We start from the raw sequence: 25,597 nt of genomic DNA, 5'->3' as shown, positions 1-25,597 counted from the left end.
TTGGTCTACCAATTTAAACCAAGCATTAGTTCGATATTAATGCACTAACCAATATAAAACTGATTACTATGACATTAAAAAATCGCGTTAGCAGCGTTGTTTTTTTACTGGCTTGTGTGTGGACTATTTCTGTGTGGGCACAAACAACGGTAAAAGTCAAGGGCGTTGTCAAATCTGAAGATGGACAGGGAATTCCGGGAGTTTCTGTAACTATCAAGGATTCCAACAAAGGTGTTTCCACTAACGAAAAAGGTGAATACGAAATATCCGTTCAGAAGGGCAAAATACTCGAATTCAAATCATTGGGTTACAAAAGTTTTTTTCAAGCGGTAAATAACAGCACTACCATTAATGTTACGTTGCAGGAAGATGTTAATTCCATGAGCGAAGTGCTGGTGGTAGGCTACGGAACACAGAAAAGATCTACCGTAAGTTCTGCAGTTAGCAAATTAGAGAACAAAAATCTCGATGAAATTCCGACGTCAAGGCTAGATAACGCTTTGATTGGTAAAATTGCAGGTTTAACGGTGCAAAATAACAGTTCAGAGGTAGGCTCTGATCCGACACTGCGTATTCGTGGAGCGGCATCTATTAATGCAAATGCTGAGCCTTTAGTAGTGGTGGACGGACATCCGATTGCCGATGGTTTAGCCTTTATCAATCCTTATGATGTGGAGTCGATTGAGGTGCTAAAAGATGCGGCATCGTCAGCAATATACGGCTCTAGAGGTGCCAATGGCGTTATTTTAGTAACCACCAAAAAGGGTGTTGCCGATAAGCCTAAGTTCACGGTTAAATCATTCTATGGCTTAAAAGAGGCCTATAAAGTATATCCAATTTTATCAACTTCCGAATACACCGAATTACTTTTTGCGGAAGCTAAATTGAGGGAGAATGACCCTAGTGTACCCGTTGCGTCACGAAATTTGATTACTGCTAATGAGCGTGCTGCTTACATCATCGAAAATCAAATTAGCGGGTCACCTACAGATTGGCAACAGGAAGCGCTACGTAATGCTGGTATTTACAACCTGCAGCTCAATGTTGCTGGCGGTAAAAAAGATATGCGTTATTACGTTTCTGGAAACCTTCAACAAGATCAGGGTGTGATGAAGTACAGCGAAAACAACAAAGGCAACTTGCGTGTCAAACTAGATATCAATTTATCGCCTAAATTGATGCTGAATGTGAACATTAACCCAACCTACACTAAAATTCAACGTCCATCAGAAAACTTTACCAATTATTATCGTTTTCCTTCGTTTTTGCCAGTTTTCCACTCGGCATTTACCTCAGCTTTCGTAAACCAAAATGCGCAATGGGCTAATTTAAGAGCGGGAGATTGGGCACAAGCTCGTCACTTCACCAACTTAAACTACGCAGGTACTATGCCCGATGGCTCTTTTTGGCAAAGTACAGGAGCGGTTTCCCCGTTTTCTTCTACCAACAACACGCCATTGTCGCATGCACAAAGGGAAGAAAGATATTCGGAGAGTTACCGTTTTCAGGCTGGAACCGATTTAACTTATAGCCCAACAAAAAACTTGTCTTTCAAATCATCGGTTGGTACTTATTATCTATCAAGAGAGGATAAAAACTTAATAAGAAGTGAAGCACGTAAAGATGGTGATGTGAATTCAGCCACAATTACGAACGGAACTACTGTAGATATTTTATGGGAAAATACCATGAACTACAACAAACGACTTGGCAATCATAATTTTACGGGTTTGTTAGGTTTTACCATGCAAAGTAACTCCGTAACTGGTTCGCAGCAAATTGGTTATAACTTCCCTTCAGATGATTTTACTACTTTAAATCAGGCAGCTTATTTTGACCAAGCACCTGCATTACCTGTCAATGTAAAAACAGGCTTGATTTCTTATTTAGGGCGTATCAATTACGATTATAAAGGCAAATACATTGCTACCGCAAGTTTGCGTACTGATGAGAGTTCTATTTTTGGACCAGGTAACAGGAGAGGTTGGTTCCCTGCTTTTTCTGCTGGTTGGAATATCGCAAGTGAACCATTTATGAAAGGTTCGAGAAAGTGGCTGGAAACCTTAAAATTAAGAGCAAGTTATGGCGGTACAGGTAACAACCGAATCACACCATTTTCTTACTTAGATTTATTATTCCGCTCTAATTATGTTTTTGGAGATGGAACAGGGCAGGTTAGTCCAGGCCAGTCGCCTAACAACGTAGTAACTTTCGGAAGGGATATTACTTGGGAAACAACCAACTCTACCAACATTGGTTTAGACTTGGGCTTGTTCAAAAATAAAGTACAGTTGAGTTTAGAGTTCTATCGTTCAATTACCAACAACTTATTGTTACAACAGGCGCAGCAAGCCATTACAGGTTCTGATGCTTTCTGGACAAACAACGGTAAAATCAGAAATCAAGGCTTTGAAATTGAATTTACTTCAAATAACATCGGTACCAAAAACTTTAACTGGACCAGCTCAATCAACTTTTCTGCTAATCGTAACAAGTTGCTAGGTTTAGGCGGAGATCAACCTTATCTATACAACTACGGTGAGCGTAGCGAAATTTATGCTTCCATAGTGGGCCAGCCTTACGTTCAGTTTTTTGGTTATAAAACCGATGGGGTTTGGGTATCACAAGATGAGGCCAACGCAGCACAGGCAGCAGGGCAAACTTCAATTTTGCAAAGCTACTACAGAGAAGGTGGCGTGAAACTAAAAGACATCAACGGAGATAATAAAATTGATGTGAACGATAGGGTAATTATCGGATCTCCTTTCGCTGATTTTACTTGGGGCATTACCAATGCTATCCGCTATAAAAAATTCGATCTAAATGTGTTGATCCAAGGTTCGCAAGGTGGTCAGTTAATTAACGGCGATTTGTTCTACAACGAATCTAAACGTCAAAATGCAAACTACATTAAAAATCGTTGGGTAAGCCCGGCTAATCCAGGTGATGGAAAAACGCCTTACTCAACCAATGGTATCGCTGCAGATTTGCTATTAACCGATTACGGGGTGGAAAGTGCTACTTATGCCTACATCAGAAATGTAATTGTTGGTTATACCTTACCTACAAAGGCAACCAAAAAATTGAAGATAAATAGCTTAAGGCTCTATGCTTCGGTTGATAACTTGTTTTTCCTAACGGGAAGTTCCTACAGGGGTATTAATCCGGAGTCGAGGCTAACCACGGCTGATTATGCTTCGCCGGTAATTGTTGGCTACCAACGTGGTGGTTTCCCAGTTAACCGTACTTATACATTTGGTCTTGATTTTAACTTTTAATGCCATTTTATCATGAAACAATTCAATAAACTATCAATTCGCTTCATCATAGTGGTATCTCTGGCTTTGGCATCTACTTCTTGTAAAAAGCTTGTAGATCAAGAGCCTATATCTAATGAGGTGGTTGACAACTACTATAAAAATTATAAAGAAGTAAATGTTGCCTTAAGTGGCTGTTACAATGGGATGCAGGAGCCTTTACTAACCGAATGGCAATTCACGGAACTAAGATCCGATAATGCTCGTCAGCGTTCAGTAAATAGTACCACTAACGTTAACATGGAGCTTAACGTGCTTAATTTGTATACGGCAGGTCCATCGCATCAGCAAATTTACAACTACTGGTTAGCGGTTTACAAAAATATCCGTAACGTAAACTATGTGTTGCGTAGTTTGGGCGTAAGCTATCAAAACAATCAATTGGTATTTGGTAAGCCTACGGCTGATGTAACCGATGCACAACGCAATGAATTGGCCGGACAAGCATTGTTTATTAGAGCCTATCATTATTTCAACTTGGTGCGTTTGTACGGTGGCGTTTTTATTGTAACCGAACCTGTAGATGCTGCACAAGCCCGTAAAATTAATCGCTCTTCGGTTAATGAGTGCTACAATTTAATTGTTAAAGATTTAGAAGCAGCTGTTAACTTAGCTAGCGCTAGGCCATTTGGCCAAATTCCATCTACTGATTTGGGTAGAGCCAATTCTTGGGCTGCAAAAGGCCTTTTAGCAAAGGTGTTTTTAACCTTGCCAGTGCCACGCAATGCTGATGCTTTAACGTTACTAAACGATATCATTGCCAACAGCGGTTATGGTTTAGAAAGTACTTTTCCTCGTGTTTTCGCTGTCAATAACGAAATGAATAAAGAGATTTTGTTTGCAGTGCGTTACAAAGCGGGCTTGGTTGGTTTAGGAAACCCAATGCCAAATTTATTTGCTCCTGCAAGCAGTGGTGATGCCATTATCAACGGAGATGGTAGCGGTTTTAATTACCCAAGTACAAGTATTTACGGCGCATTTACCACTGGTTCAGCTATCGCTAATGATACCCGTAGAGATGCTACTATCTCTATTTATGCTAACAGTACCACACCTTACTACGTCAACAAGTTTTTTTCAAAAGTAGTAGTGGCTGGTGATGGTGAAAATGACTTTACGGTATTGAGGTTTGCAGATATTTTGTTAATGAAAGCCGAAGCGCAAGGCTACGATGGCCCAGCAGGTTCTTCTATGGCGATTATCAATCAAATCCGTGAAAGGGCAGGAGCGGTGAATTACACCACAGGCACATTTACCTCTGCATTTTACAAATATCCAGCAAGCGGGGCACCGTCAATTGCAACCAATACCGATTTCCTAGCTGCTCTACTTAAAGAACGCCGCTTAGAGTTTGCATTTGAAAATCAGCGCTTGTTTGATTTGATACGTTTTGGTCAGGCGGTTAGCACTATACAAACACATTATGCTAATGAATATCAGGAGTACTACAGAAGATTTACGCCAGTTATTCCTTTGGCCACTTTGCAGGCAAACGTTACCAATGAAAAGTTATTATTACCTATTCCGCAACGCGAAATAGATACGAATACGGATATAAAAATTCAACAAAACCCAGGATATTAAAGAATTAAACAATGAAAAAAATCCTTAGCATATTATTGTTTTGCTGCTTAGCCATCACAATAATTATTGGTTGTAAAAAGAATGAATTTTCTGATGTTGGCGATGGAACTGTGAGTACCCAAGAGTACACGTTTAACCGGGCAACTAAAACATTTGATTTAGGTGACGAGCTGAAAAGTGATATCTCGGCAGCAGATGGAGTAAAATTTGTTTACTGCTATTTGGTACGTACCAATAAAACAGATTCGCTAATTCACGTTACTGATAACAAGGGAGCAGTTACGCCAACTTATCAATTATCCATTCCGTTAACAGCTTTTCCGGTGAATAACATGAGCGCCGTTAAAGGGGTAAAGGTTTTAGTGAAACAAGGTAACAATAGCTCGTTGGAAGGTTTTATCACTATCAAGTATTTTGATCCAACGGTACCTCAGTTTAGTGCATTTCCAGCTAGCCTCACTGCTGATTTAAACGGAGGCACTACATCAATTACTGGAAATATCACCTCTGACTATGGCATAAAACAGGTGGATATCTTAGATGATTTCCAGACTGAAAATGTGTACGTCTTAGTTAATAGCATTACTGGTATAAATAATGTAAAGCAATATGCGCTAAACTACGCTTATACTTATCGCAAGGCTGCACAACATATTAAGGTTAGGGCCACAGATATTTACAATCAAACAAGTGAAATCATTGTCAACATGCCTGTTGATGTTTCTATTTTCAAGCCTAAGTTTCTGAACTTCTCTGCTTCAATTACGCCAAACACTTCGGGTGCTACGGCGGTAAACGGGCAAATTACGTCAATTACTGGTTTAAAAAGAGTAGATATTTATGATGATAGGGATGGCACTTATAAGTTGTTGGGTTCTACAAGTAATTTAAATGCTGTGAAAACGTATACTTACAGTGGTAGTTACAACTACGCTATGAGAGCAGAGCATATCAAATTAATTGCCATAGATACAGATGATTTACAATCGGAATTAATTATACCGCTAAATGTTACTTATTTCAGTAAAGTGTACAGGGATGTAACCATGAATGCTCAAACTACTGGTACCAATACCATTTTCTTCGATACTGACGGTAGCACCAAAGGCAACTGTGAATTAAATGCAAGCGAACTAACAATGGCATTCTTGTTTTACGCTACAAGCAGTGGCCCAACATTTTATGCACCTACCAATACCACTAACGTAGCATCAAATTTTAGGTGTAACGGGGTGTCGTGGGTACTTTCACGTCCAGCTGCAGATATGCGTGCCACAAGATTTAGGGTGTTATTGCCAACTGTAACGGCTGAAAAACTAGTTTACGACGACCTAGCGGCTGGTAAGTTGGATGATCTCGCTACAAGAGTTGGAGCTTTGTCTATCAGCAGTAGCGGACCTAGATACGATGCTGCTGCAACGCCTAGCAGTTCAATTTTTAATGCTACTAACGCAAACTTAATTGCAGTGAAAATCCCTGACATCGGCAATCCGAGTTCTTCTAAATTAGCGGTAATTCATGTGAAGGAGTGTGTAGTAGCTAATCCAGTTGGAAACTCTACAATTAAATTCGATATCTACATACAGAAATAAGATTTTTTTGGTTTATATGTGCTTGCATGCATTTCGATCGGCTTGAAGATTGTTCTTCTACCGATCGATAGCGGCAGGTTAATATCCAAAATATTTAAAATGACCAATAATCAATAATCAATGATCAATAACCAATGATCAATAACCAATGACCAATAATCAATAACCAAAATCCAATACCCAAACAACCAACCAACCAAAAATGTCCAAGTTTCTTTGCTCAATCTTTTTCCTGTTCGTTGCCGCTTTTTCCCTTCATGCCGAAGAAATTTTAGTAAGTACATCATCAGAATTAAAAACAGCCGCCGCTAAAGCTAAACCAGGTGATGTGATTTTATTAAAGGATCAGGTTTGGGCCAACGTACAGTTGGTAATTTCTGGTAAAGGCACTAAAACGCAGCCTATTTGGGTAAAGCCCGAGAAAGGCAATAGCGTAAAAATTACGGGAAAATCAAACCTTAAAATTGGTGGCGAATACATTTACATTAAAGGATTTCACTTTAATAATGGCTACAGTCCAAAAGAGCATCTCATCACTTTCCGTGTGGATAACAACAATTTGGCTAATCACTGCCGTATCACGCAGTTTGCCGTAGAAAATTTCAGTCAGCTGGAGCGTTTTGCAGCTGATTCATGGGTGGCACTTTGGGGTAAAAATAATCGTGTGGATCACAACACATTTACCAATAAACTAAATGCTGGGCCTGTAATTATTGCCGAATTGAATGATGAAAGAAGCCAGCAAAACTATCATAGCATTGATTCCAATTATTTCAACGGTCGTCAACGCTTTGGTTCCAACGGTGGCGAAACTATCCGAATTGGCGTTTCTAGGTATTCGTTAACCTCATCTCGCACTCAAATTGTTCACAACTATTTTGAAAGATGCAGTGGCGAAGTTGAAATTGTGTCCATCAAATCTGGCGAAAATAACATCAGTTTCAATACTTTTTTTGAATGTGAAGGAAGTTTGGTATTAAGGCATGGCGCTAAAAATGTGGTGCAGGGTAATTTGTTTTTGGGCAATAACAAACCTTTTACTGGCGGCGTAAGGGTAATCAACCCTGGTCACAAAGTGATAGATAACGTATTTAAAGATTTAAAAGGTACTGCGTTCAGGTCGCCGCTTGCTTTAATGAACGGTGTGCCAAATTCGCTGATCAATAGGTATTATCAAGTGGTAGATGTAGAAATCACCAACAACACCTTTATCAATTGCCAAACCTTGTTGTTTGGTGCTGGTAAAGATGCTGAACGTACGCTGTCACCACAAAAGGTGCTGTTTTCAAAGAACTTGCTTGTTAGTCCAACAGTTCCAATTTACGCTGATGAAAATAACGATAGGGGCGTAGTTGTAGCTAGCAATGCACTAGGGTCAAATGGAAATGCTCCAAGTGGTTTCGCTTTTCAAAAACCGGGTTCGGTAACCATCAATGGTATGGTTTTTCCTTATTTAGATGGTTTTGGTGCGCCGCTTAAAAAAATGGGCTTCGTTCAAAAAAATGATGTTGGTGCAACATGGTACAAACAGGAGATAAAAACTACCAACGCCAATCAGAAAACGGTTCGTGTTGCTGCTAAAGAAAGTAAAAAGCTACCGCAAATGATAGCAACTTTAACAGATGGAGATGTGTTGGAGCTAACTGATACTGGCTTTTACGAACTAGAAGATGAAATCATTGTCGATAAATCCATCATTATCAGAGCCGCTGCAGGTTTAACAGCAAAACCAGTGCTGGTAAATAGTAGCACTAAAACCTTGGCCGCATTTATCACTATCGAAAATGGAGCATCGGTTAAAGTTAAAGGTATTGCCTTTAAAGGCGCTTTCGGTAGTAGTGGGGATGTTCGCTGCGGCATTCGCTCTACAGAAAAACCAATGAACAAAACTTACAAAGCATTTATTGATGGCTGCGAATTTTACGATTTTAATGAGAGTACCTTCGCTGGCTTTAAGGGAAGTAAATCAACATTGGCGGATAGTTTGGTCATCACCAATTCCTTATTTAGAAATATTTCTGGTTCGGGTATTAACTTGGCGGAAGAGAAAGATGATAAAGGAATTTACGGTTCAGAATATACCATCATCAAAAACTGTGTTTTCTCGCAAATTTTGGGAAGCGCCATCAATGTATATCGTGGAGGAAATGACGAGAGTACTTTAGGTCCTTTCGTAACCATTGAAAACTGTACCATTAACGAAGTGGATAATAGGGAACAAGGCGCTGCGGTTAAACTTTTGGGTGTACAATACGCAAGGGTAATCAATACTAATTTCGTCAATAGCGGAAAAGGTGGCAGGTCCCTAGATTTTAGGGAGTTCCGCTGGGATGATATTCTGGTGAACAATTGTAATTTTTATCAATCTGGTAAAATAGATTCGTTTTATGGCAAATTGATAGGTCCAAATATTTTTAAACTACAGCCAAACCAAAAGCTTTTGGTAAAAAGTCCTAACGGAAAAACAATTGGCGCAAATTTACTTAGCAATTAAACATGAAAAATTATAGAAGCTTAGTTTGGGGCTTTATGCTCATTAACCTTATTGGTTTTAGTTCGTGTGCAGCATCTAATGTTGATGATGCTGTTAAGCAAAAGGAGCAGCAGGTACAGCAAAATAACAATAATGTGTACACGGTGAGTTCGGCAACGGAATTAAATGCACTTAATTTGGTGGCAGGCGATAAAGTGATCATGAAAAATGGCGACTGGAAAAGTCAGCAGGTTAACTTTAAAGGTAAGGGAACAGCTGAAAAACCGATTACCCTGGTTGCTGAAACAAAAGGGTCGGTAATTCTTAGCGGCAACTCCAATTTAAAGATTGACGGAGAGTGGCTCACGGTGGATGGTTTATCATTTAAAAATGGTTTTTCGTTGAAAGATGATGTGGTGATTTTTACTAAAACCAGCAGTAATTGCCGCCTCACCAATACCAGCATCGAAGATTACAATCCTGCTGACAAAACCGTTGACTACAAATGGGTTTCCTTGTATGGTACAAAAAATCGCGTAGATCACTGCTCCATCTCCGGCAAAACTCACCAAGGTACCACACTGGTAGTTTGGTTAGATGATAAAGCAAATTATCACCAAATTGATCATAATTATTTCGGCCCACGACCAGATTTAGGCGTCAACGGCGGAGAAACCATTCGTATTGGTACAAGCACTTACTCCATGAATGATTCTTACACCACTGTGGAGAACAACATTTTTGATAAGTGCAACGGTGAAATTGAAATCATATCCATCAAATCTGGCTACAATAAAATTCTCAATAACTTGTTCTACGAATGCGTTGGTACGGTAACTTTTAGGCATGGTAATCACTCAGAGGTAAGCGCTAACTATTTTGTTGGGAATGATGTGTCGAATACTGGTGGCGTACGTATCATTGGCGAAAATCAAAAGGTATACGATAATTACCTGTACAAAATAGCGGGTACTTCGTTAAGAGCTTCGATATCTATCATGAATGCCTTTGAAAATCCGGCTTTAAGTGATTACTGGCAGGTAAAAAATGCCGACGTTCAAAGAAATATCATTGTGAATAGTAAAGAAGCCTTTGTGTTGGGAGCAGGCAAAGATTCCAAAAGGGTGGTAGCGCCAGATGGCGTTAATATTAGCGGTAATTATGTGCTTAATCCTGGTACATTAATTACCATGACCGATGAACCTGCAAATTTGAAAATACAAAATAATCAAGCTGATGGTACTAGCTTAAGCACTGGTTTTGTAAAACTGGGCACTGATTTGCAACTTTCAGATGGGATTTGGCAACGAAAATCAGCCCTTAAAAAACCTTTTTGGCTTGATGTTATTGTAGGTCCGGAGTGGAAAAAGGATAATCGCAGCTTCTTGTTTAAATAGTCAGTTTTAAACTCTCTTCAAAACTATTTTAAATTACTGTTTATCTGACTGGTAAATAATAAATAGTTTCGTATATTTACGATTATTTCGTAGTAATAGATGGAAAAACTAACACAACAAGAAGAGGAAGCAATGTTAGCCGTTTGGCAGGTAGGTCCTGGTTTTATTAAGGATTTTATGGATGCCATGCCCGAACCAAAAGCGCCATACACTACCGTAGCATCAACCGTGAAAAATTTGGAGCGTAAGGGTTATTTAAAAGGTGAGCGTTATGCAAACGCAATAAGATATAGCGCTAAAGTAAAAGAAGCCGACTATAAAAAGAGGTTCATGAATGGCTTTGTGAATAGTTATTTCCAAAATTCTTATAAAGAGTTGGTTGCCTTTTTCGCCAAAGACAAGAAAATTAGTGCAGCGGAACTAAAGGAGATAATTGACCTTATCGAGAAACCTCAAGATCAGTAGCAATGCCACAGCTTTTTATCATTCTGTTAAAAATTAATTTGGTGCTGCTTTTGTTTGCAGCAACTTATCATTTAGTACTCCGAAGGTTAACTTTTTATATCTTAAATCGTTGCTTTTTGGTGCTAGGTATTCTGTTTTCAACGGTTTATCCTTTTATTGATTTAACAGATTTTTTCCATCAGCAACAAATGGATAGCGGCGTGGTTGCTTATTTGCCTCAACTCAATCAACAGGCCGCTGATTTAATGCCAAAGGGTTTTTTCATCAATAATTGGCCTATACTAAGTGCAGTATTTTATTTAGGGGTGCTTTTGATGACTTTACGCTTGGCCGTACAGTTCTTATCATTGTATAAAATCCATCGTAAATCAAGCCCGGGTAAAGTGGCCAATTATCAAGTACGTTTATTGAAAGATAGCGTGAGCCCGTTTTCATTTTGGCAAACAGTGTATGTAAATCCAAATTTGCATAGTGATAATGAGCTGGATGCAATTTTAGCGCATGAAATGGTACACGTTAAACAGTGGCATACCCTGGATATCATTTTGGCCGAGTTAAGTGTGGTGTTCTACTGGTTCAATCCAGGAGTTTGGTTAATGAAAAAGGCGGTTAAAGAGAACTTGGAATTTATCACCGACCAGCGCATACTTAAAAAAGGCATGGATAAAAAGGCTTATCAGTACAGTTTACTGGGAGTTGGGCAATTAAATGCATCGGTTGCAATTGTCAATAATTTTAACCTTTCTGATTTAAAAAAACGTATTCAGATGATGAATTTGAAGCGTTCATCAAAAATTAATTTGGGAAGATATGCGCTAATTATTCCTGTTTTGGCGGTTACGTTGGCTTTTACGGTTTCAAAAAAGGATATCAAAACCCATATCCCAATGTTATCAAAAATTGTGGGTATAGATACCATTCCAACGATAACTAAATCCAACCTTAAAAAAGCCGAGGCAACACTAGTGAAAAGCGGTGTTAAAAAAATAGCTCATCCGAAAAGCAATAATAACGATACGGTTCCCTTCGCAAATGTTGTTGTTAACACTATCAGCATAAATAGGGATAGTTTGAAAAAAGGAATGCCTAATTTAGATGAACTGGTTGCTCAACTACGCGTAAAATTCAACATTCCTGAAGATGCGAAAATCATTCGTCATTCTTTGGAAAAAAACTTCATTTTCGTTAGAGCGGACAGCACCGGTAAAGCAAATCAAGCTGTAATTAATGATATAAGCGTTGGTTTTAGAAAGGCGAGAACAAATGAAATGCCTCCTCCAGACGGAGAAAAGAGGATTGTAATTAGAGCCGTTAAAATAAGTGATACCGCTAATATCAGTAAGCAGCAAGTGGAATATTTAGTGAATGGTAAAGTAGCAGATGTCGCTGATTTCAAAAAGATTAATCCTAACGAAATTGTTCAAGTTAACGTAATGAAGAACAACTCAAACAAGCCTCAAATTTTTATCGAAACCAAAAAGAACTAAGTTCGGAAATAAGGTTAGCGTATTTAAGGCATCAAACTAGTTTTTACTGGTTTGATGCCTTTTTTGTAGCTTTATTTTACTTCATTTAACACAACATTTCCGTTATTTGCCTTATCTACTACAATAGCTAAATTCGGTCTAATTTTATAGGATTGTTTTTCTCCAGCTACTACCTTGTAATTAAATTTAATATCGCCATTTTCAGCTTTTTGCAAGCTAAGGGGTTCAATATTGGTAGCTAAATCAGTTTCTGGCAATACAAGGGCAATCACATACTGCTTGTTGAAATCAATTTCAGTAGGCTTGCCATCTTTGCCCATAGTTGCTGCCATCCCGAAAGCGGCATTAAACTTTTCGGCAGTTTCAATTTTAGGGCTGTCCAATTTAGTGAGTGTATTATTCACGAAATAGTTTTTGGCTACCACAAACGCAATGTTTTCTGTTTTGCTTGCTTGTTGTGCTGCATTTGCATTTTTGTTTTCTCCGGTTGTTGTTGAACTGCTTTGGCAGGCCGCAAACAATAGGCCTGTTACCGCTGCTAACGTTACAATTTTTGTTTTCATTTTATTTTATGTTATTGATTTCGGGTAGATGTTCGTTGCTTTGTAGGTTGCTCAACGTTAGCTTGGAACATTGCTTCAAATATACAAAGTTTGGTCTAATTTCATATGCCTTCAAGCATCAGTACCCAAATAACTAAAGGTATCCGGGAGCAAATTATGATTGCTTTAACCAATTATACGCTTGTCTTTTGCAACATATTTAGCGTAAATCAATAATGCGCCAATAATCATTATGTTTCTAAAAATGTTGAGCATATCGTTTTCATACTCAGCGGCACGGGGAATATGTACAATAACAATCATCAACGTTACGTAAATTGCCATGAGTAGGCTTGCTAATTTATCGTATCGGCCAATTAAGCTACTGATGATAAATGCCAGTATAAGTAATCCGGTAAAGTAGTCCCAAAAAAGTGCAAATGGTATCCATGTTGGAATGAAGCTAGTTCCAACTTCGGGTTTCCCAAAATGAAGTCCAACATAAAGTAAAAACGATAACGGGAACAGGTATCTGCCTAAATTTAAAATTTTTTCCATTTCAACCTCCTTAACTAATTGGGAATGGAACCATAGCTCTAATCTCTACCGAGCTGTTTGGGTATTTTAGGATAGGGCAACTTTTGCTCCATTGCTGTACTTCTTCGAGGCTTTCGCTTTGGCAAATTAAAAAGCCCGATATTAAAACGCTATTAACCTCTTTGTATGGCTGGTCGTTTTTTGTGCCATTTGCGCTTACAATTGAGCCACTGTATTGTATTGGAGCTGTACTAACTAGCTTTCCCTTCATGGCGATGTTACCAATCCACGCTTCCCATTTGGGCATGTCTTCGGCCATATCCTGCAAAGTAGCTAAATAACCGTTTGCTGCGCTTGCATTGCGAAATAATAAAAGATACGATGTCATTGTTAAAAAATTAAATTGTGAATGATGATGCAATTTGCGAAGCACAATTTTTTTAAACGATGACAAAAGTCTACAAATTAGATTTTGGCTTTAAGTCTGCTAAAAACATCCTTATTAATACCCAAATAGGAAGCAATAAGCTTGCTCGAAACACGGGTCATTAATGTAGGGCGGTTTTGCATCAACCATTTGATGCGGTCTAATGCCGAAAGTGCAACGAAGGTATTGATTCTATAAACTGAATTTGCGTAGGAAGCCTCTAATATTTGCCGATATACTTTGTCGAACTGCGGCACAGTTTCCATCATCTCCTGAAATCCCTTCCTATCTATCGCTAGTAGTTCGCAAGGTTCTATGGCTCTGATGTTTTCTGTGGCAGGCTTTTCACTACCAAAGCTGATCAGTTCGCTACACCAATGATCTTCCGTTACAATATCCCGAGTGGTTTCACGCATTTCACTGTCGTGTGTATATACCTGTAGGCAGCCACTTGCAATAAAATAAACGTATTTGCATATTTCGCCCTCAGTGAGGATTTGCTGATTTCTAGAAGTTTTGAGCGGTTTAAACTTGGTTAATACAATATCCAAGTTGTCGATATCTTTTCCGAGCCTGTTGGTGATGTGCTGCCGTAAAACTTCTATCATTTCGTTTTTTCATTGGTCTTATCCAAATATAAAAAAGTCTTGCATAAATCAATCTAACCAATCGATGATGCAAGACTTAAAATTTGATGAAATACTAGTAGTTGAAGGTAGCTTTAAGCATGGCTACCCGACCCGGAATTTCATAAGTACCTACCGTTAACGAGTTAGCTGTTACGTTAATTGCCTCAAATCTTTTAACGTTGGCAATATTGGTGATGCCAAATTCTAAATCGGTTTTTAATTTCAGCACTTTATATCTAATGTTCGCATCGGCAAAAAGGTATTTTAAATCGGGCTGACTAGATTGATGGGTAAAAATGTGTTCGGCAGAAAGATTTAAAAATACAGATTTGAACATCGTAATAGCTAAACCACCTTGTTGCCTTAATTGTTGATAATTGGTACTTACGCCCGTACCTTTTGCCTTATTAATGCTGTTGGAAAAAGTTCCGTTGTAGGAAAAATTCATGAACTTATTCAGTTTTGCCTCAATGCCAGCTTTGTAACTGTAGGCATCACTTTCAAAAGGTAGTAACTGACCGTTTTGTAATTGTTGGTACTCACTACGGCTAAAGGCAAAGCCTGCACTAACCGTGCTTCTTAATGAAAATAGATATTTGCTCAATCCGGTATTTAAGCCCAAGCTTTTCATCTGGTTTTCTAAAGGAAGCACAACTCTCACTTGACTATTGTTGCTAATAGTGAATGATGATATGGTGTTCATATCGGTAATGTTGTAGGATAGTGATACATTGCCGAATATCATATCAATGGCTTTTTTGAAATTAAAACTTCCTGAAAAACCATGTTGCGAATTTTCCGATAGGGGAGCATTGTTAGCAAAAAATGAGCGGTAATTGCGTAAAACGATTCCGTTGTACAAATCATCAATAGTGCCTAGGTTGTTACGAAATGCATAAGCAAAATTCACGTAGTTTTCCGGGCTGGTTTGATATTTGATGTTTAAATAAGGATTTACAAAAAAACGATTCACATTTTCATCTAAATTGTGGTTGCTATCCTTATAATTGATGGTGTTATAGCTTGCCGGAATGCGTAGGCTAGCTGTTAATTTATCCGAAGTATATTCGTATACATTTTCTACATACCACTTGGAGCGAAGCCATTTTAAATCATTTAAGCTATTGGCTGTGGCAAGCTCCGTAAGCCCGCTGGTTTGAGTTTTGTTAAGCGTGCTTTCAAGAGTTTGCTGCTGTACCAAAAAACCTGCCCGATAAGTTTGTACAAATTTACCTTTCGGAAAAGCCATAGAAACAAAGTTGTTGGTATAAAACGTAGGTAAATCCAAAAATTGATTTAAACTGTTGTACGGATTTCCATTGTTTAAAATATCTTGATTAAGTCCAGGCTTGATGTCTAAATTTTCTGGCTGTGTGCTACGGCTCAATGATGAGGAAAAATGTAAAATATTACCCGATTTTAGCTTTTTGCGGTAAGCCAAATCGTTGGATAAGGTAAACATATCCTGCTTTAACGACTGGAATGCGCCTACGCCGTTAATAAATACGTTAGAATTTGTACGAACAGGTAGATATTCAGCAATAAAAGCATTATTAAAATAATAATCATCGGTGTTTCCGTTTAAAGTAAATTGTCCTCGTAGTTTCTGTGGGTTGATGTAGTTATCTTGGTTTTCCTGATAGGCAAAAGTCTGTCCGGCAAGTATCGTTTCCGATGATTTGTTGTAAACTTGCTTACGTTCGTCATACAGGTAAGAAACATTTGCCCGCAACTGCAGGTCGTTTTTGAATTTGAATAGGTTGTTGAAGTTTGCTTGCCCCGCTTTGTTAAATAAGGTTCTGTTTTGTGGGAGTACCGGCACACCTGCAGCTCCTGCAGATAAAAGGTTGGAAGGCTTCGTGTTTTCGCTTCCCAAAGGGTTAAAAGCCATTAAATCCAAACCCGGATCAATGCCTATATTATTGCCTTTGATGTTGTTTAGAAACTTCACTTTTTTATTGAATAACATGGCGTTTGCATTCCCGTCAAATCTATCTGGCGTTCCTAGGCCCGCTTTGATATCGACCATCACTTTTAGTTTTGCCTCATCTTTAATTACCAGGTTTAGCGCCACATCATCACTCGTATTGTTTTTTTGAAGCATTTTTACAGGCTGATCTTTCTCTATTACCTGAATTTTATCTACAGCACTATGCGGAATGCTCTTCGTGCCAATGCCGTATTTATCTTCCAGTAAATTATCGCCGTCAATGTACATATTGGAGATGTTTTTGCCATTGTAGCTAATTTTACCATTCTCCGCAACTTCAATACCCGGCATCTTTTTCAGCACGTCACCAATGCTTCTATCTTGTTTGTCCGAAAAATCGGAGGTTTTGTAACTTAATGTATCGCCATTGGAACTTAAACGTGGTCTGTTTTTTACCTCCACAGTTTTTAAGTTAATTTGACTTTCCGATAAAGTCACTTCTGGATTCTTGCTTAAATCAGTCAAGCTAAGATTCTTTTTTTCGTAGCCTAAAATGCTGAATTCTAAAAAAAGGTCTGTTCCCGCTTCCTCAGTACTCAGGTTAAAATCACCTTTTTCATTGCTTCTTGAAAAGCCAAGTGTGTTTCCCTCCTTATCTTTTAAACTAACCATGACAGAAGGGATAGGCTTGGCGTGTTGATCTTTAACCTTTCCTTTAATTTGTTTTTGGGCATTAGCCGATAGCAAACAAAGGCTAAATAAGCTGATGAGTAGGAACAGTACCTTTTTCATTTTGATTTGTGTGTTTGGTTTTTTTAAAAGGAGACCTAATCTTTATCTCCCTTTTGAAATGCTTGTTTATTTTTTCTCTGGTAATTCAATAGGGTTGTTGATTACCATTTTTTTAGGCCCACCAGGAGCCGTAACTACCCTTGAACTCACGCTTACATTTGAATTGATTCCACGAGCTGCCATTTGTGCATTCATAAAGCCTTGCGGATCTTTGTCTCTAGCCTCTTTAAGTTTGTCTATTTCTTTTTGGGTAGTTTTTATCGCATCGCTTGGTAACTTAATTTCACCACTCAAATACGATTCGGCATCCATTCCTCCAATTTTAACTATACCAGTAGAACCGTTCGCCATTGTTACTGGTTGCTCGCTATCCTTCGCTTTATTGTAGCTTTCAACCTTATCAATGCCAGCAAACTGGAATTTCACCTCATTTTTATCATCATGTGCCTCAATGATTAAGCCGGGTAAGCCGTTTAATTTCCAAGGCCCACTTTGGAAGGCCAAATCAGGTGCAAACCAAGCAATCCAATTTCTGCCCTTAAAACGGGCGGTTGCCTTTTGGCATTTTACCCCTGAAAAACTTGCGGTATCCTTGCTAATTTTCCAAGCGATTTTAGGTGCTTCTTCCTCAATTAAGTAGCTGCTGATGATCCTGTCCTTAGTGTAAAACTTGTTTTCATTAACGAAGTAGAAATAATCGATGGCGGTAATGGGCTTGGCGGAAGTTCTATTGATGTTGATGCTTGTTGGTCCACCTGCCTGATTTTTAATTTGCTCTTCTATTTGCTTCCGCATTTCAATGTCGCGGTTAATTTTGTCGTAGCTGGTAAAAACCGATGCATTTTTTCCCACCACTAACAACATGTTTTCGGTGTAAAAATTATCCCGCTGAGTAGTGTCACGCAGGTGCGAGAAAGTGTATCGTACCCTAGCTAAGGCTTTATCAGGGTTTTGAGCAAAAGCGCTTGCGCAAAATAGGCTCGCAATTAAAGTTGTTTTTAGCATTTTCATATGAGTCATCATTTGTTTGTATTAATTTTCTACGATTTTTTCGTAGATAAAAAGGTGTTTTTATATTACTTTGATTTGATTTTTACTTAATTTCTATGGGATTGTTTATGATGGGAGCTGGGTTGGTATTTGTAGCTACTACGTTGGTTTTAGATGCAAGCTCTGCTAATTGGGCAAATGGTGTTCCCGAAAGTTGCGCCTTTGCAAAACCCGCGGGATTTTCGTTGCTTGCCTTCACCAGTTTTTTAAGTTCTTCTTTGGTTGTTTTAATGGCTTTATTTGGCGCTTTAATTTCATTAGCCAGGGCGAAAATGTCCAAACCCTTGGTAAGCTGTTGTTGAGGTCTATCCTTTTCCGAAATGTTGGTTGCTTCAAATCCCGCGAACAAAAATTGTATGTCTTTTTTATCGTCATACGCTTCGATAATCAATCCCGGTAATCCATTCAATTTCCAAGGTCCAGCTTGAAAGGGTAGGGCTGATGCAAACCAAGCAATCCAGTTTCTGCCGCCAAACCAAGCAGTAGCTTTTTGACATTTGATGCCTGAAAAATTTGCCGTATCCTTTTTAATCTCCCAACTGATTTGCGGAATGCTGTCTTCCACTAAATAGTAGTTGATAAGTCGGGTTACTAAAGCTGTTTTATTTTCATTGAAAAAAGTAAGGTAGTCTTCGTTAAGCGTAGCCCTTTTGCGATTAGATTTTATAGTTAAGCCATTCAAGCTTCCTCCGTTAGCTTTTATTTGGCTTTCTATGCCTGTTATAAATTCAAGCTCTTGCTTAAACCTCACATTACTGGTAAACCTGCTGCTGTTTTTCCCAAGCATTAATAACATTTCTTCCTCGTAAGGCTTACTGCGGTTATTCGTATCTCGTACATGGATAAAATTATAGGTTGCTTTTGCTACTGCCAATTCGGGAATTTGCTGTGCAAAAGCGGTATCAATTAAAAGTAGTGCTATGAAAAATAGTACAAGTTTTTCCATGTAATTTTTATTTATTCGTAAATCTACGAAATATTCGTAATAACCAAGAAATGTTTTAACATAATTTAACTACCTGAGTTTAAATAACCAATGACCAATGGATCAATGACCAATGGCAAATGAACTAATAACCAATGGATCAATGGATCAATGACCAATAACCATTGAACCAATGGCAAATGAACTAATGACCATTGAACCAATGGCAAATGAACTAATGACCAATGAACCAATAACCAATAGCAAATGAACTAATGACCAATGAACCAATGACCAATGGCAAATGAACTAATGACCAATGAACCAATTAATTTTTTGATAAGCTATTGTGTATGAAAAAGAATTGTTCTATATTTGCACCTCGTTTAATAAAAATAAAAAAATATTAAAACAATGTACGCAATAGTAAATATAGCAGGGCAACAATTTAAAGTTGCAAAAGACCAGCACATCTTTGTACACCGTTTACAAGGAGATGAAGGCGCTAGTATTGAATTTGACAATGTATTGTTGGTTGATAATGGTGGTAAAATTTCTGTAGGAGCACCTGCAGTTAAAGGAGCTAAGGTTTCAGCTAAAATCGTGTCTCATTTAAAAGGTGATAAAGTAATCGTTTTCAAAAAGAAACGTAGAAAAGGTTACAAAAAGAAAAATGGTCACCGCCAATCATTCACCAAAATCCAGATTGAGAGTATCACTCTGTAGTTAACTTATTTGTAAATTCACTAATTAGCTTATTGGCTAATTGTAAAAATATAATAAAATGGCACACAAAAAGGGAGCCGGTAGTTCAAAAAACGGTCGCGAGTCGCATAGTAAACGTCTAGGTATTAAAATCTTTGGTGGTCAAGAGGCTATCGCTGGTAACATCATCGTTCGTCAGCGTGGTACAAAACACCACCCGGATAAAGGTGTGGGCATTGGTAAAGATCACACTTTGTTCGCTTTGGTACCAGGTATCGTAGTTTTCAGAAAGAAACGTGATAACAAATCTTATGTATCGGTATTACCTCCAGTAGAGGATGCTGCTCCAGTTGCAAAAAAGGAAGCTGCTCCAAAAGCTGAAGCTAAAAAAACTGCTGCTCCTAAGAAAGCTGCAGCTCCGAAAGCAGAAAGCACTGAGAGCGTTGAGAGCGTTGAGAAAGCGCCAGCAAAAAAAGCAGCTAAAGCCGAAGAAGCTCCTGCTACTGAATCTGCAGAATAATATTGTTATTCAAAATATTAGAAAGCCCTTGAGATATTTTCTCAGGGGCTTTTTGTATGATATGTTTTTATGATTATTTTCGTGTCATCAACCTATGTTAAATGAAAAAAATCACATTGCTACTAATTAGCCTATGTTGGCTTCAAGTTTCTTTTGCTCAAGAAATTACAAAACAAGAAAAGGGTTACTTTAATCTCACCGAACTAGGCTATTTTGCTGTAAATAACGACTACGAAACGCAAATTACGCCAAGCAGTTTTTCGGTTATTTACGATGGTGCCTATGCGATTAGTCTTAGAAATATTAACGGCTGGTTTGTAACCAATAAGCTATCTGTTGGCTTGGGTGTTGGTTTAGAGAATTACACACGCAAAAGCAGTAGCGCTATTTACGATAATACTTTCCAAATTTTTTTAGATGCTAGATATTATTTAAAGAATAAAGTCAATACATTTTTTGCTTACGCAGATGTTGGTTCTTCTGTAGCAATTAGTGATGTTATTGAAAAGGGACCTATGTTTAATTTGGGGCTTGGATATAAGTTAAAAATGACAAAGCGTACAGCGCTAGTAGGAAGCTTAGGTTTTATAGATCAGACTATTAAAGAAGAGGCACCTGTTTATAAAAATAGATATTATGGTTTTGCTTTCAAGGTAGGATTATTGCTTTAAAGTTATCATTATTTGACAGCTATCTCTCCAAATTAAAACGATGGAGGGATAGATGTTCTCCCAATTTCCCCTAGCTTTCCCTATCCATAATTTGCTTTGCCAAAGTACGTAGATAGCTTTTCCGTTCTTCTTGTACTGACAGTGCGTCAAGTGATTGGAACGCTATGCTAAGGTAAGCCTCCATTTCGGCACTTGCTAAATCCCGTAATCCGTAATTGTTGTATAATTGTGTAACGGCAGCTACTTTTTTTGAATCATTTTCATGGCTACCTAAAAGTACTTCTGTTTCTTCAGTATTAATGAGCTCTTTTGCCTTTAAATGCAAGAAGGTTTTTTTGTTGGAAATGATATCTCCACCAACTTGTTTGCCAAATTTTTCAGGATCTCCGTATACGTCGAGGATATCGTCTTGCAACTGGAATGCTATTCCCAAATTTTCGCCGAATTGGTACAATAAACAAGCATCTTCATTACTGGCGCCACTTACAATTGCTCCTAATTTCATTGCGCCGCCTAGCAATACTGCTGTTTTTAGCCTGATCATCTCAATATATTCACTAATACTTACATTGTCGCGGGTTTCAAATTCCATATCCAATTGTTGCCCTTCACAAACCTCTTGAGCGGTTTTGTTAAAGGTATCAAGTACAGGTTTTAAAACATCTAGAGCTACTTTTGATAAGTGTTTATTGGATTCAACCATCATCACATCGCCGCTTAAAATGGCATTGTTTACACCCCATTTTTCATGAACAGTTTGCTTACCTCGTCTTAACGGAGCATTGTCCATAATGTCATCATGCACAAGCGTGAAATTATGGAAGGTTTCAATTGCCAAAGCTACATCCATTGCGCTATTCACCTCGTCGGTGAAAAGCTCAGCGGCCATTAGTACCATTACTGGCCTAATTCTCTTGCCGCCCAAACTCATAATGTATTTGATAGGCTCGTATAAATTTGCGGGTGTAGTAGGGTAGGTGATTTGCTGGATAGCGTTTTCTATAAGGTCTTGTAGTTGTTTTGGGTTGTGCATTAGTTGGGGTTTATCATGGTTCCAAAGGCAGCTTTATTTTCCATTATTTTGGTGAAAGCCGCTTCAAGCGCATTTTGCTTTACAATAGGGTTGTCTTTCCAAAATTCAGGATTGTAAACTACTGATTCGATAGTTGTTTGATCGTTAACATTTTTGCTCAATTGAGTGAATTTTTGACTGTTTAGCTCTTTATCCATCTGGTAGATAGTGAGCATGGAGCTAATTACCGGGTTCAGTTTCATTCCGCCCACGTTCAAATTCACATATAATTTGGTAGATACATTTTCAAGTATCGGAACAGGACTATCTTTTTTGTTGAATGTTGCAATAGTACTTACCACCGGTGGCATCATCAAATTAGCTTTAGTGGTTTTAAGGGGTAAATTAAATACGCTATTTTCTAATCGATAGATGTTGTGGTCGTCCATGCCAACATAATAGGTGGAATTGACGTAAAACTGCTTTTTGTTTCCTTTAAACTTGCATGAAATCACAGCGATATCTTGATCTTTTTGTTCGATGTATTTTTCTACTGTAATTTCAAAATCTTTAAGTGTTTTCAATTTGGCCAAGTTTCCTTTTTTTTCTTCAAATAGATAACCAGCAAAGGAAAAGGTGAGGAAGGATTGATTGTTCATGCTAAAAGAAACACCTTCATTGAGTTGGGCGTATCTACTTTGTTTGGCAATCCAACCATTCACTTTGGTGATGTCAAAATTCAAGTCGTAAAACAGCTCGTAAATTTGGCTGGGTTTACCGTTAATGGCGGTCAGCTGTCTGTAGAAAGCCTTTCCATAAAAGGCCTGCTTTTCGTATGCTTTAGCTTTTTCAAGCGCTTTTTGCAATATTCTTTGGCCCAGGTAAGGATCAATTACTACAGGCTTCAGGTTAATGGCTGCTGGCTGCAGCTTAACAAGCAAGTTATTGTTTTCGGCGCTCACTTCTTGTTCAGCCAAAAAATAACTCACGTGGCTAAATCTCAGCTTTGCTGGGAAAGCAATATTTTTAAGCACAAATTCGCCAGCATCATTGGTTACTGTCGTATTGTTTGTACCTAAAATTCCAATGGAAACAAACGGAATGGCCTCGCCAGTATTAATATCAATTACTTTGCCTTGCAAGGTTTGGGCCTTGGAAAAGCTAATGGTAAATAGCAGTAGAAATGATAAAAAAAGGCGAGGCATGTTTAAAAGCCAAAATTAACAAATCAGCAACAAAATATGATACACAAATGTAAACTGTGAAACTTAATCCTGTATAAGTGTAAAATCAATTTGACGTTTAGATAAATCTACTTTTTTCACTTTAATTTTTACTTCATCACCAAGTTGGTATTTGCGTTTTTTACGCTGACCGATAATGCAGTAGTTCTTCTCATCCAACACATAAAAATCGTCACTAATATCACGTAGCCTAATCATTCCTTCGCACTTATTCTCTTCAATTTCTACATACATTCCCCACTCGGTTACGCCAGAAATTACACCATCGTATATAGCGCCAATATTATCTTCCAAATATTCAGCTTGTTTATATTTTACGGATGCTCTTTCTGCATCAGCTGCTCTTTTTTCCATCGCCGATGAATGAACGCATGCCGCTTCATATTCTTCGGCATCTGCCGATTTGCCGCCCTCAAGATAGTGCGCCAATAAACGATGTACCATTACATCGGGATAACGGCGAATAGGAGAGGTGAAGTGCGTGTAATAATCGAAAGCTAAACCATAATGGCTTGTTTTTTTGGTAGTGTAGATAGCCTTAGCCATTGAGCGGATAGCCAATGATGTCAGGATATTTTGCTCTTTCTTGCCTTCTACATCTTCCATCAAATAATTAAGCGATTTGGCAATTTCCTTGTCGGATTTGGTATTGATTTTATAGCCAAATCTTGCCGCAAACGAAGCAAAATTGTTCAAGTTCTCTAAATTAGGAGAATCGTGTGTACGATAAACGAAAGTGTATTTCTGCTTTCCTTTCCCTTTTTTCGCAATAAATTCGGCTACTTTTTTATTGGCAAGCAACATGAAATCCTCAATCAGTTTATGGGCATCTTTACGCTCTTTTACGTATACGCCAATGGGTTTTCCAAATTCATCCAGCTTAAACTTAACCTCGGTGCTCTCAAAGCTGATGGCACCATTTTTAAATTTTGCAGTTCTTAGTATGTGAGCAAGTTCATTAAGCTTTAAAATTTCTTCCGCATAATCGCCAGTTTGGCTTTCTATTACTTCCTGTGCCTCTTCGTAAGTAAATCTTCTATTAGAATGTATCACCGTACGGCCAAACCACTGATCTAAAATGTTCGCTTGGTCGTCCAGCTCAAAAACTGCTGCAAAACAAAGTTTATCCTCGTTAGGACGTAAAGAACAAACGCCGTTGCTTAAGCGCTCAGGCAGCATCGGTATTACCCTATCAACCAAATAAACTGAAGTTGCCCTGTGGTAAGCCTCTTTTTCAAGACTGGTATTTGGTAAAACATAGTGAGATACATCGGCAATGTGAACACCAATTTCGTAATGCCCATTATCCAACTTCTTGAAGGAAATTGCATCATCAAAATCTTTTGCGTCAATAGGATCGATGGTGAAGGTTACGGTATCCCTAAAATCCCTTCTTCCTTCTAAATCAGATTGGCTCATTTGCTCAGGAATGGCATTAGCTTCTTTTTCAACTTCTGATGGAAAGCTTAGCGGAAAACCATACTCCGCCAAAATAGCATTCATTTCAGTGTCGTTTTCGCCTTCTTCTCCTAAAATATGAATGATTTTTCCTACTGGATTTTTTGCTCCCTCCGGCCAATCTTCCAGTGATACCTGCACTTTTTGACCGTTTTTAGCGCCATTTAAATCGCTTAGCGGCACAAAAATATCATGAAGCATTTTCTTATCGTCAGGGATGATGAATGCAAATCTTTCAGATATTTTAGCAACACCTATGAACTCGGTTTTAGCTCGTTTAATGATCTCTACAATTTCTCCTTCGTTTTTGCGTCCACTGCGTTTTTTTGCGAATACATATACCTTCACCTTATCTCCATGAAGCGCATTGCGTAGGCGCCTCGGAGCAACGAAGATATCTTTCTCAAATTCATCATCAGGAACTATGAAGGCCGATCCATCGGCAGTCATATCCACTGTGCCGGTAACAAATGTTTTTAAATCTTTTAGTTTGAACTTGCCACGTTCAGGCCTTACAAACAAACCTTTCTCCGTTTGTTCAATTAGTACCTCTAAAATCGTATCAATAGCTGCCTTATCTGTTAGGTTTAGCTTTGATGCTACCTGTTTATGATTTAAGGCTATATTTTTATTCTTTTCAAATATGTCGCTTATCAGTTGAGTGAGAACGAGTTTGAATTGCGCATTTTTACTTTTTGCCATAATTGTTTTCAATTGTTCCTAAGATAACAAATTACACCAGTTTAAGGTGTGTTTAAAATAAAAAGAGACATTAAGATGTTGTTGCTTAGGGCTGTTAATTGTTGACTAATTTTCGTCAAATCCTGAAATGAAAAAAGG

At 38.3% G+C, this 25,597-nt stretch carries 20 protein-coding genes; 10 read left to right on the top strand and 10 right to left on the bottom strand.

The genetic code is table 11. The features are described 5' to 3' along the window. Positions 1-68 precede the first annotated feature (68 nt). The 7 genes from DUT68_RS17905 to DUT68_RS17875 all read left to right on the top strand — a co-directional run bounded on the left by DUT68_RS17905 (position 69) and on the right by DUT68_RS17875 (position 12,315). Positions 69-3,278 (top strand): SusC/RagA family TonB-linked outer membrane protein, encoded by a 3,210-nt coding sequence (locus DUT68_RS17905; protein WP_113639608.1) that lies wholly within the window; start codon positions 69-71, stop codon positions 3,276-3,278. A gap of 12 nt (positions 3,279-3,290) precedes the next feature. After that, positions 3,291-4,901: a RagB/SusD family nutrient uptake outer membrane protein gene (locus DUT68_RS17900; protein ID WP_113639607.1), complete on the top strand. Its 1,611-nt coding sequence runs from the start codon at positions 3,291-3,293 to the stop codon at positions 4,899-4,901. 11 nt (positions 4,902-4,912) lie between these two features. After that, a complete protein-coding gene (locus DUT68_RS17895; RefSeq protein WP_113639606.1) occupies positions 4,913-6,493 on the top strand; it encodes a hypothetical protein in 1,581 nt (526 codons plus the stop codon). Positions 6,494-6,695: 202 nt separating this feature from the next. Continuing rightward, positions 6,696-8,987, top strand: a complete 2,292-nt coding sequence (locus DUT68_RS17890; protein ID WP_113639605.1) for a chondroitinase-B domain-containing protein — start codon at positions 6,696-6,698, stop codon at positions 8,985-8,987. A 2-nt stretch (positions 8,988-8,989) separates the two neighbouring features. Next, on the top strand, positions 8,990-10,363 hold the full coding sequence (locus DUT68_RS17885; RefSeq protein ID WP_237088376.1) for a polysaccharide lyase 6 family protein: 1,374 nt from the start codon (positions 8,990-8,992) through the stop codon (positions 10,361-10,363). 99 nt (positions 10,364-10,462) lie between these two features. Then, positions 10,463-10,828, top strand: a complete 366-nt coding sequence (locus tag DUT68_RS17880; RefSeq protein WP_113639604.1) for a BlaI/MecI/CopY family transcriptional regulator — start codon at positions 10,463-10,465, stop codon at positions 10,826-10,828. A 2-nt stretch (positions 10,829-10,830) separates the two neighbouring features. Further along, positions 10,831-12,315, top strand: coding sequence for a M56 family metallopeptidase (locus tag DUT68_RS17875; RefSeq protein WP_113639603.1), 1,485 nt, complete (start codon positions 10,831-10,833; stop codon positions 12,313-12,315). Positions 12,316-12,386: 71 nt separating this feature from the next. Here the strand turns inward: DUT68_RS17875 and DUT68_RS17870 are convergent, their stop codons facing one another. From DUT68_RS17870 to DUT68_RS17840, 7 genes are all read right to left on the bottom strand, one after another. Next, a complete protein-coding gene (locus DUT68_RS17870) occupies positions 12,387-12,878 on the bottom strand; it encodes a hypothetical protein (protein WP_198659638.1) in 492 nt (163 codons plus the stop codon). 165 nt (positions 12,879-13,043) lie between these two features. Then, positions 13,044-13,415, bottom strand: a complete 372-nt coding sequence (locus DUT68_RS17865; protein ID WP_113639602.1) for a DoxX family protein — start codon at positions 13,413-13,415, stop codon at positions 13,044-13,046. Positions 13,416-13,425: 10 nt separating this feature from the next. Continuing rightward, on the bottom strand, positions 13,426-13,782 hold the full coding sequence (locus DUT68_RS17860; RefSeq protein ID WP_113639601.1) for a YciI family protein: 357 nt from the start codon (positions 13,780-13,782) through the stop codon (positions 13,426-13,428). Positions 13,783-13,859: 77 nt separating this feature from the next. Then, complete coding sequence (locus DUT68_RS17855; RefSeq protein WP_113639600.1) at positions 13,860-14,429, bottom strand: Crp/Fnr family transcriptional regulator; 570 nt, start codon at positions 14,427-14,429, stop codon at positions 13,860-13,862. A 94-nt stretch (positions 14,430-14,523) separates the two neighbouring features. Beyond that, the gene (locus DUT68_RS17850; RefSeq protein ID WP_113639599.1) at positions 14,524-17,172 is read right to left on the bottom strand and encodes a carboxypeptidase-like regulatory domain-containing protein; all 2,649 of its coding nucleotides are present in this window, start codon (positions 17,170-17,172) and stop codon (positions 14,524-14,526) included. Positions 17,173-17,238: 66 nt separating this feature from the next. Then, on the bottom strand, positions 17,239-18,195 hold the full coding sequence (locus DUT68_RS17845) for a GLPGLI family protein (RefSeq protein ID WP_113639598.1): 957 nt from the start codon (positions 18,193-18,195) through the stop codon (positions 17,239-17,241). 70 nt (positions 18,196-18,265) lie between these two features. Continuing rightward, positions 18,266-19,168 (bottom strand): GLPGLI family protein, encoded by a 903-nt coding sequence (locus tag DUT68_RS17840; protein WP_113639597.1) that lies wholly within the window; start codon positions 19,166-19,168, stop codon positions 18,266-18,268. A 393-nt stretch (positions 19,169-19,561) separates the two neighbouring features. On the opposite strand from DUT68_RS17840, the gene rplU reads away from it, so the two are divergent. From rplU to DUT68_RS17825, 3 genes are all read left to right on the top strand, one after another. Beyond that, positions 19,562-19,873, top strand: coding sequence for a 50S ribosomal protein L21 (gene rplU, locus DUT68_RS17835; RefSeq protein ID WP_113639596.1), 312 nt, complete (start codon positions 19,562-19,564; stop codon positions 19,871-19,873). 58 nt (positions 19,874-19,931) lie between these two features. Continuing rightward, positions 19,932-20,372, top strand: a complete 441-nt coding sequence (gene rpmA / locus DUT68_RS17830) for a 50S ribosomal protein L27 (protein ID WP_113639595.1) — start codon at positions 19,932-19,934, stop codon at positions 20,370-20,372. Between the two features lie 101 nt (positions 20,373-20,473). Further along, on the top strand, positions 20,474-21,043 hold the full coding sequence (locus DUT68_RS17825) for a hypothetical protein (protein WP_113639594.1): 570 nt from the start codon (positions 20,474-20,476) through the stop codon (positions 21,041-21,043). 70 nt (positions 21,044-21,113) lie between these two features. On the opposite strand, the gene DUT68_RS17820 is transcribed toward DUT68_RS17825, so the two are convergent. The 3 genes from DUT68_RS17820 to rnr form a co-directional block, all read right to left on the bottom strand. Next, the gene (locus DUT68_RS17820; RefSeq protein ID WP_113639593.1) at positions 21,114-22,076 is read right to left on the bottom strand and encodes a polyprenyl synthetase family protein; all 963 of its coding nucleotides are present in this window, start codon (positions 22,074-22,076) and stop codon (positions 21,114-21,116) included. Further along, complete coding sequence (locus tag DUT68_RS17815; protein ID WP_113639592.1) at positions 22,076-23,260, bottom strand: carboxypeptidase-like regulatory domain-containing protein; 1,185 nt, start codon at positions 23,258-23,260, stop codon at positions 22,076-22,078. The genes DUT68_RS17820 and DUT68_RS17815 overlap by 1 nt, the downstream gene beginning before the upstream one ends. A gap of 63 nt (positions 23,261-23,323) precedes the next feature. Further along, positions 23,324-25,459, bottom strand: a complete 2,136-nt coding sequence (rnr, locus tag DUT68_RS17810) for a ribonuclease R (protein ID WP_113639591.1) — start codon at positions 25,457-25,459, stop codon at positions 23,324-23,326. Positions 25,460-25,597: the final 138 nt, after the last annotated feature.

This window comes from Pedobacter zeaxanthinifaciens (assembly GCF_003313335.1).
GTDB classification, from domain to species: Bacteria; Bacteroidota; Bacteroidia; order Sphingobacteriales; family Sphingobacteriaceae; genus Pedobacter; species Pedobacter zeaxanthinifaciens.
Note: the sequence above shows the minus strand (reverse complement) of the source record. Positions and strands in the feature narration are given on the sequence as shown.

Excerpts from the sequence above, each read along its gene's own strand:
- DUT68_RS17905 (WP_113639608.1), top strand. The coding sequence starts at position 69 with ATGACATTAAAAAATCGCGTTAGCAGCGTTGTTTTTTTACTGGCTTGT.
- DUT68_RS17900 (WP_113639607.1), top strand. The coding sequence starts at position 3,291 with ATGAAACAATTCAATAAACTATCAATTCGCTTCATCATAGTGGTATCT.
- DUT68_RS17895 (WP_113639606.1), top strand. The coding sequence starts at position 4,913 with ATGAAAAAAATCCTTAGCATATTATTGTTTTGCTGCTTAGCCATCACA.
- DUT68_RS17890 (WP_113639605.1), top strand. The coding sequence starts at position 6,696 with ATGTCCAAGTTTCTTTGCTCAATCTTTTTCCTGTTCGTTGCCGCTTTT.
- DUT68_RS17885 (WP_237088376.1), top strand. The coding sequence starts at position 8,990 with ATGAAAAATTATAGAAGCTTAGTTTGGGGCTTTATGCTCATTAACCTT.
- DUT68_RS17880 (WP_113639604.1), top strand. The coding sequence starts at position 10,463 with ATGGAAAAACTAACACAACAAGAAGAGGAAGCAATGTTAGCCGTTTGG.
- DUT68_RS17875 (WP_113639603.1), top strand. The coding sequence starts at position 10,831 with ATGCCACAGCTTTTTATCATTCTGTTAAAAATTAATTTGGTGCTGCTT.
- DUT68_RS17870 (WP_198659638.1), bottom strand. The coding sequence starts at position 12,878 with ATGAAAACAAAAATTGTAACGTTAGCAGCGGTAACAGGCCTATTGTTT.
- DUT68_RS17865 (WP_113639602.1), bottom strand. The coding sequence starts at position 13,415 with ATGGAAAAAATTTTAAATTTAGGCAGATACCTGTTCCCGTTATCGTTT.
- DUT68_RS17860 (WP_113639601.1), bottom strand. The coding sequence starts at position 13,782 with ATGACATCGTATCTTTTATTATTTCGCAATGCAAGCGCAGCAAACGGT.
- DUT68_RS17855 (WP_113639600.1), bottom strand. The coding sequence starts at position 14,429 with ATGATAGAAGTTTTACGGCAGCACATCACCAACAGGCTCGGAAAAGAT.
- DUT68_RS17850 (WP_113639599.1), bottom strand. The coding sequence starts at position 17,172 with ATGAAAAAGGTACTGTTCCTACTCATCAGCTTATTTAGCCTTTGTTTG.
- DUT68_RS17845 (WP_113639598.1), bottom strand. The coding sequence starts at position 18,195 with ATGATGACTCATATGAAAATGCTAAAAACAACTTTAATTGCGAGCCTA.
- DUT68_RS17840 (WP_113639597.1), bottom strand. The coding sequence starts at position 19,168 with ATGGAAAAACTTGTACTATTTTTCATAGCACTACTTTTAATTGATACC.
- rplU (WP_113639596.1), top strand. The coding sequence starts at position 19,562 with ATGTACGCAATAGTAAATATAGCAGGGCAACAATTTAAAGTTGCAAAA.
- rpmA (WP_113639595.1), top strand. The coding sequence starts at position 19,932 with ATGGCACACAAAAAGGGAGCCGGTAGTTCAAAAAACGGTCGCGAGTCG.
- DUT68_RS17825 (WP_113639594.1), top strand. The coding sequence starts at position 20,474 with ATGAAAAAAATCACATTGCTACTAATTAGCCTATGTTGGCTTCAAGTT.
- DUT68_RS17820 (WP_113639593.1), bottom strand. The coding sequence starts at position 22,076 with ATGCACAACCCAAAACAACTACAAGACCTTATAGAAAACGCTATCCAG.
- DUT68_RS17815 (WP_113639592.1), bottom strand. The coding sequence starts at position 23,260 with ATGCCTCGCCTTTTTTTATCATTTCTACTGCTATTTACCATTAGCTTT.
- rnr (WP_113639591.1), bottom strand. The coding sequence starts at position 25,459 with ATGGCAAAAAGTAAAAATGCGCAATTCAAACTCGTTCTCACTCAACTG.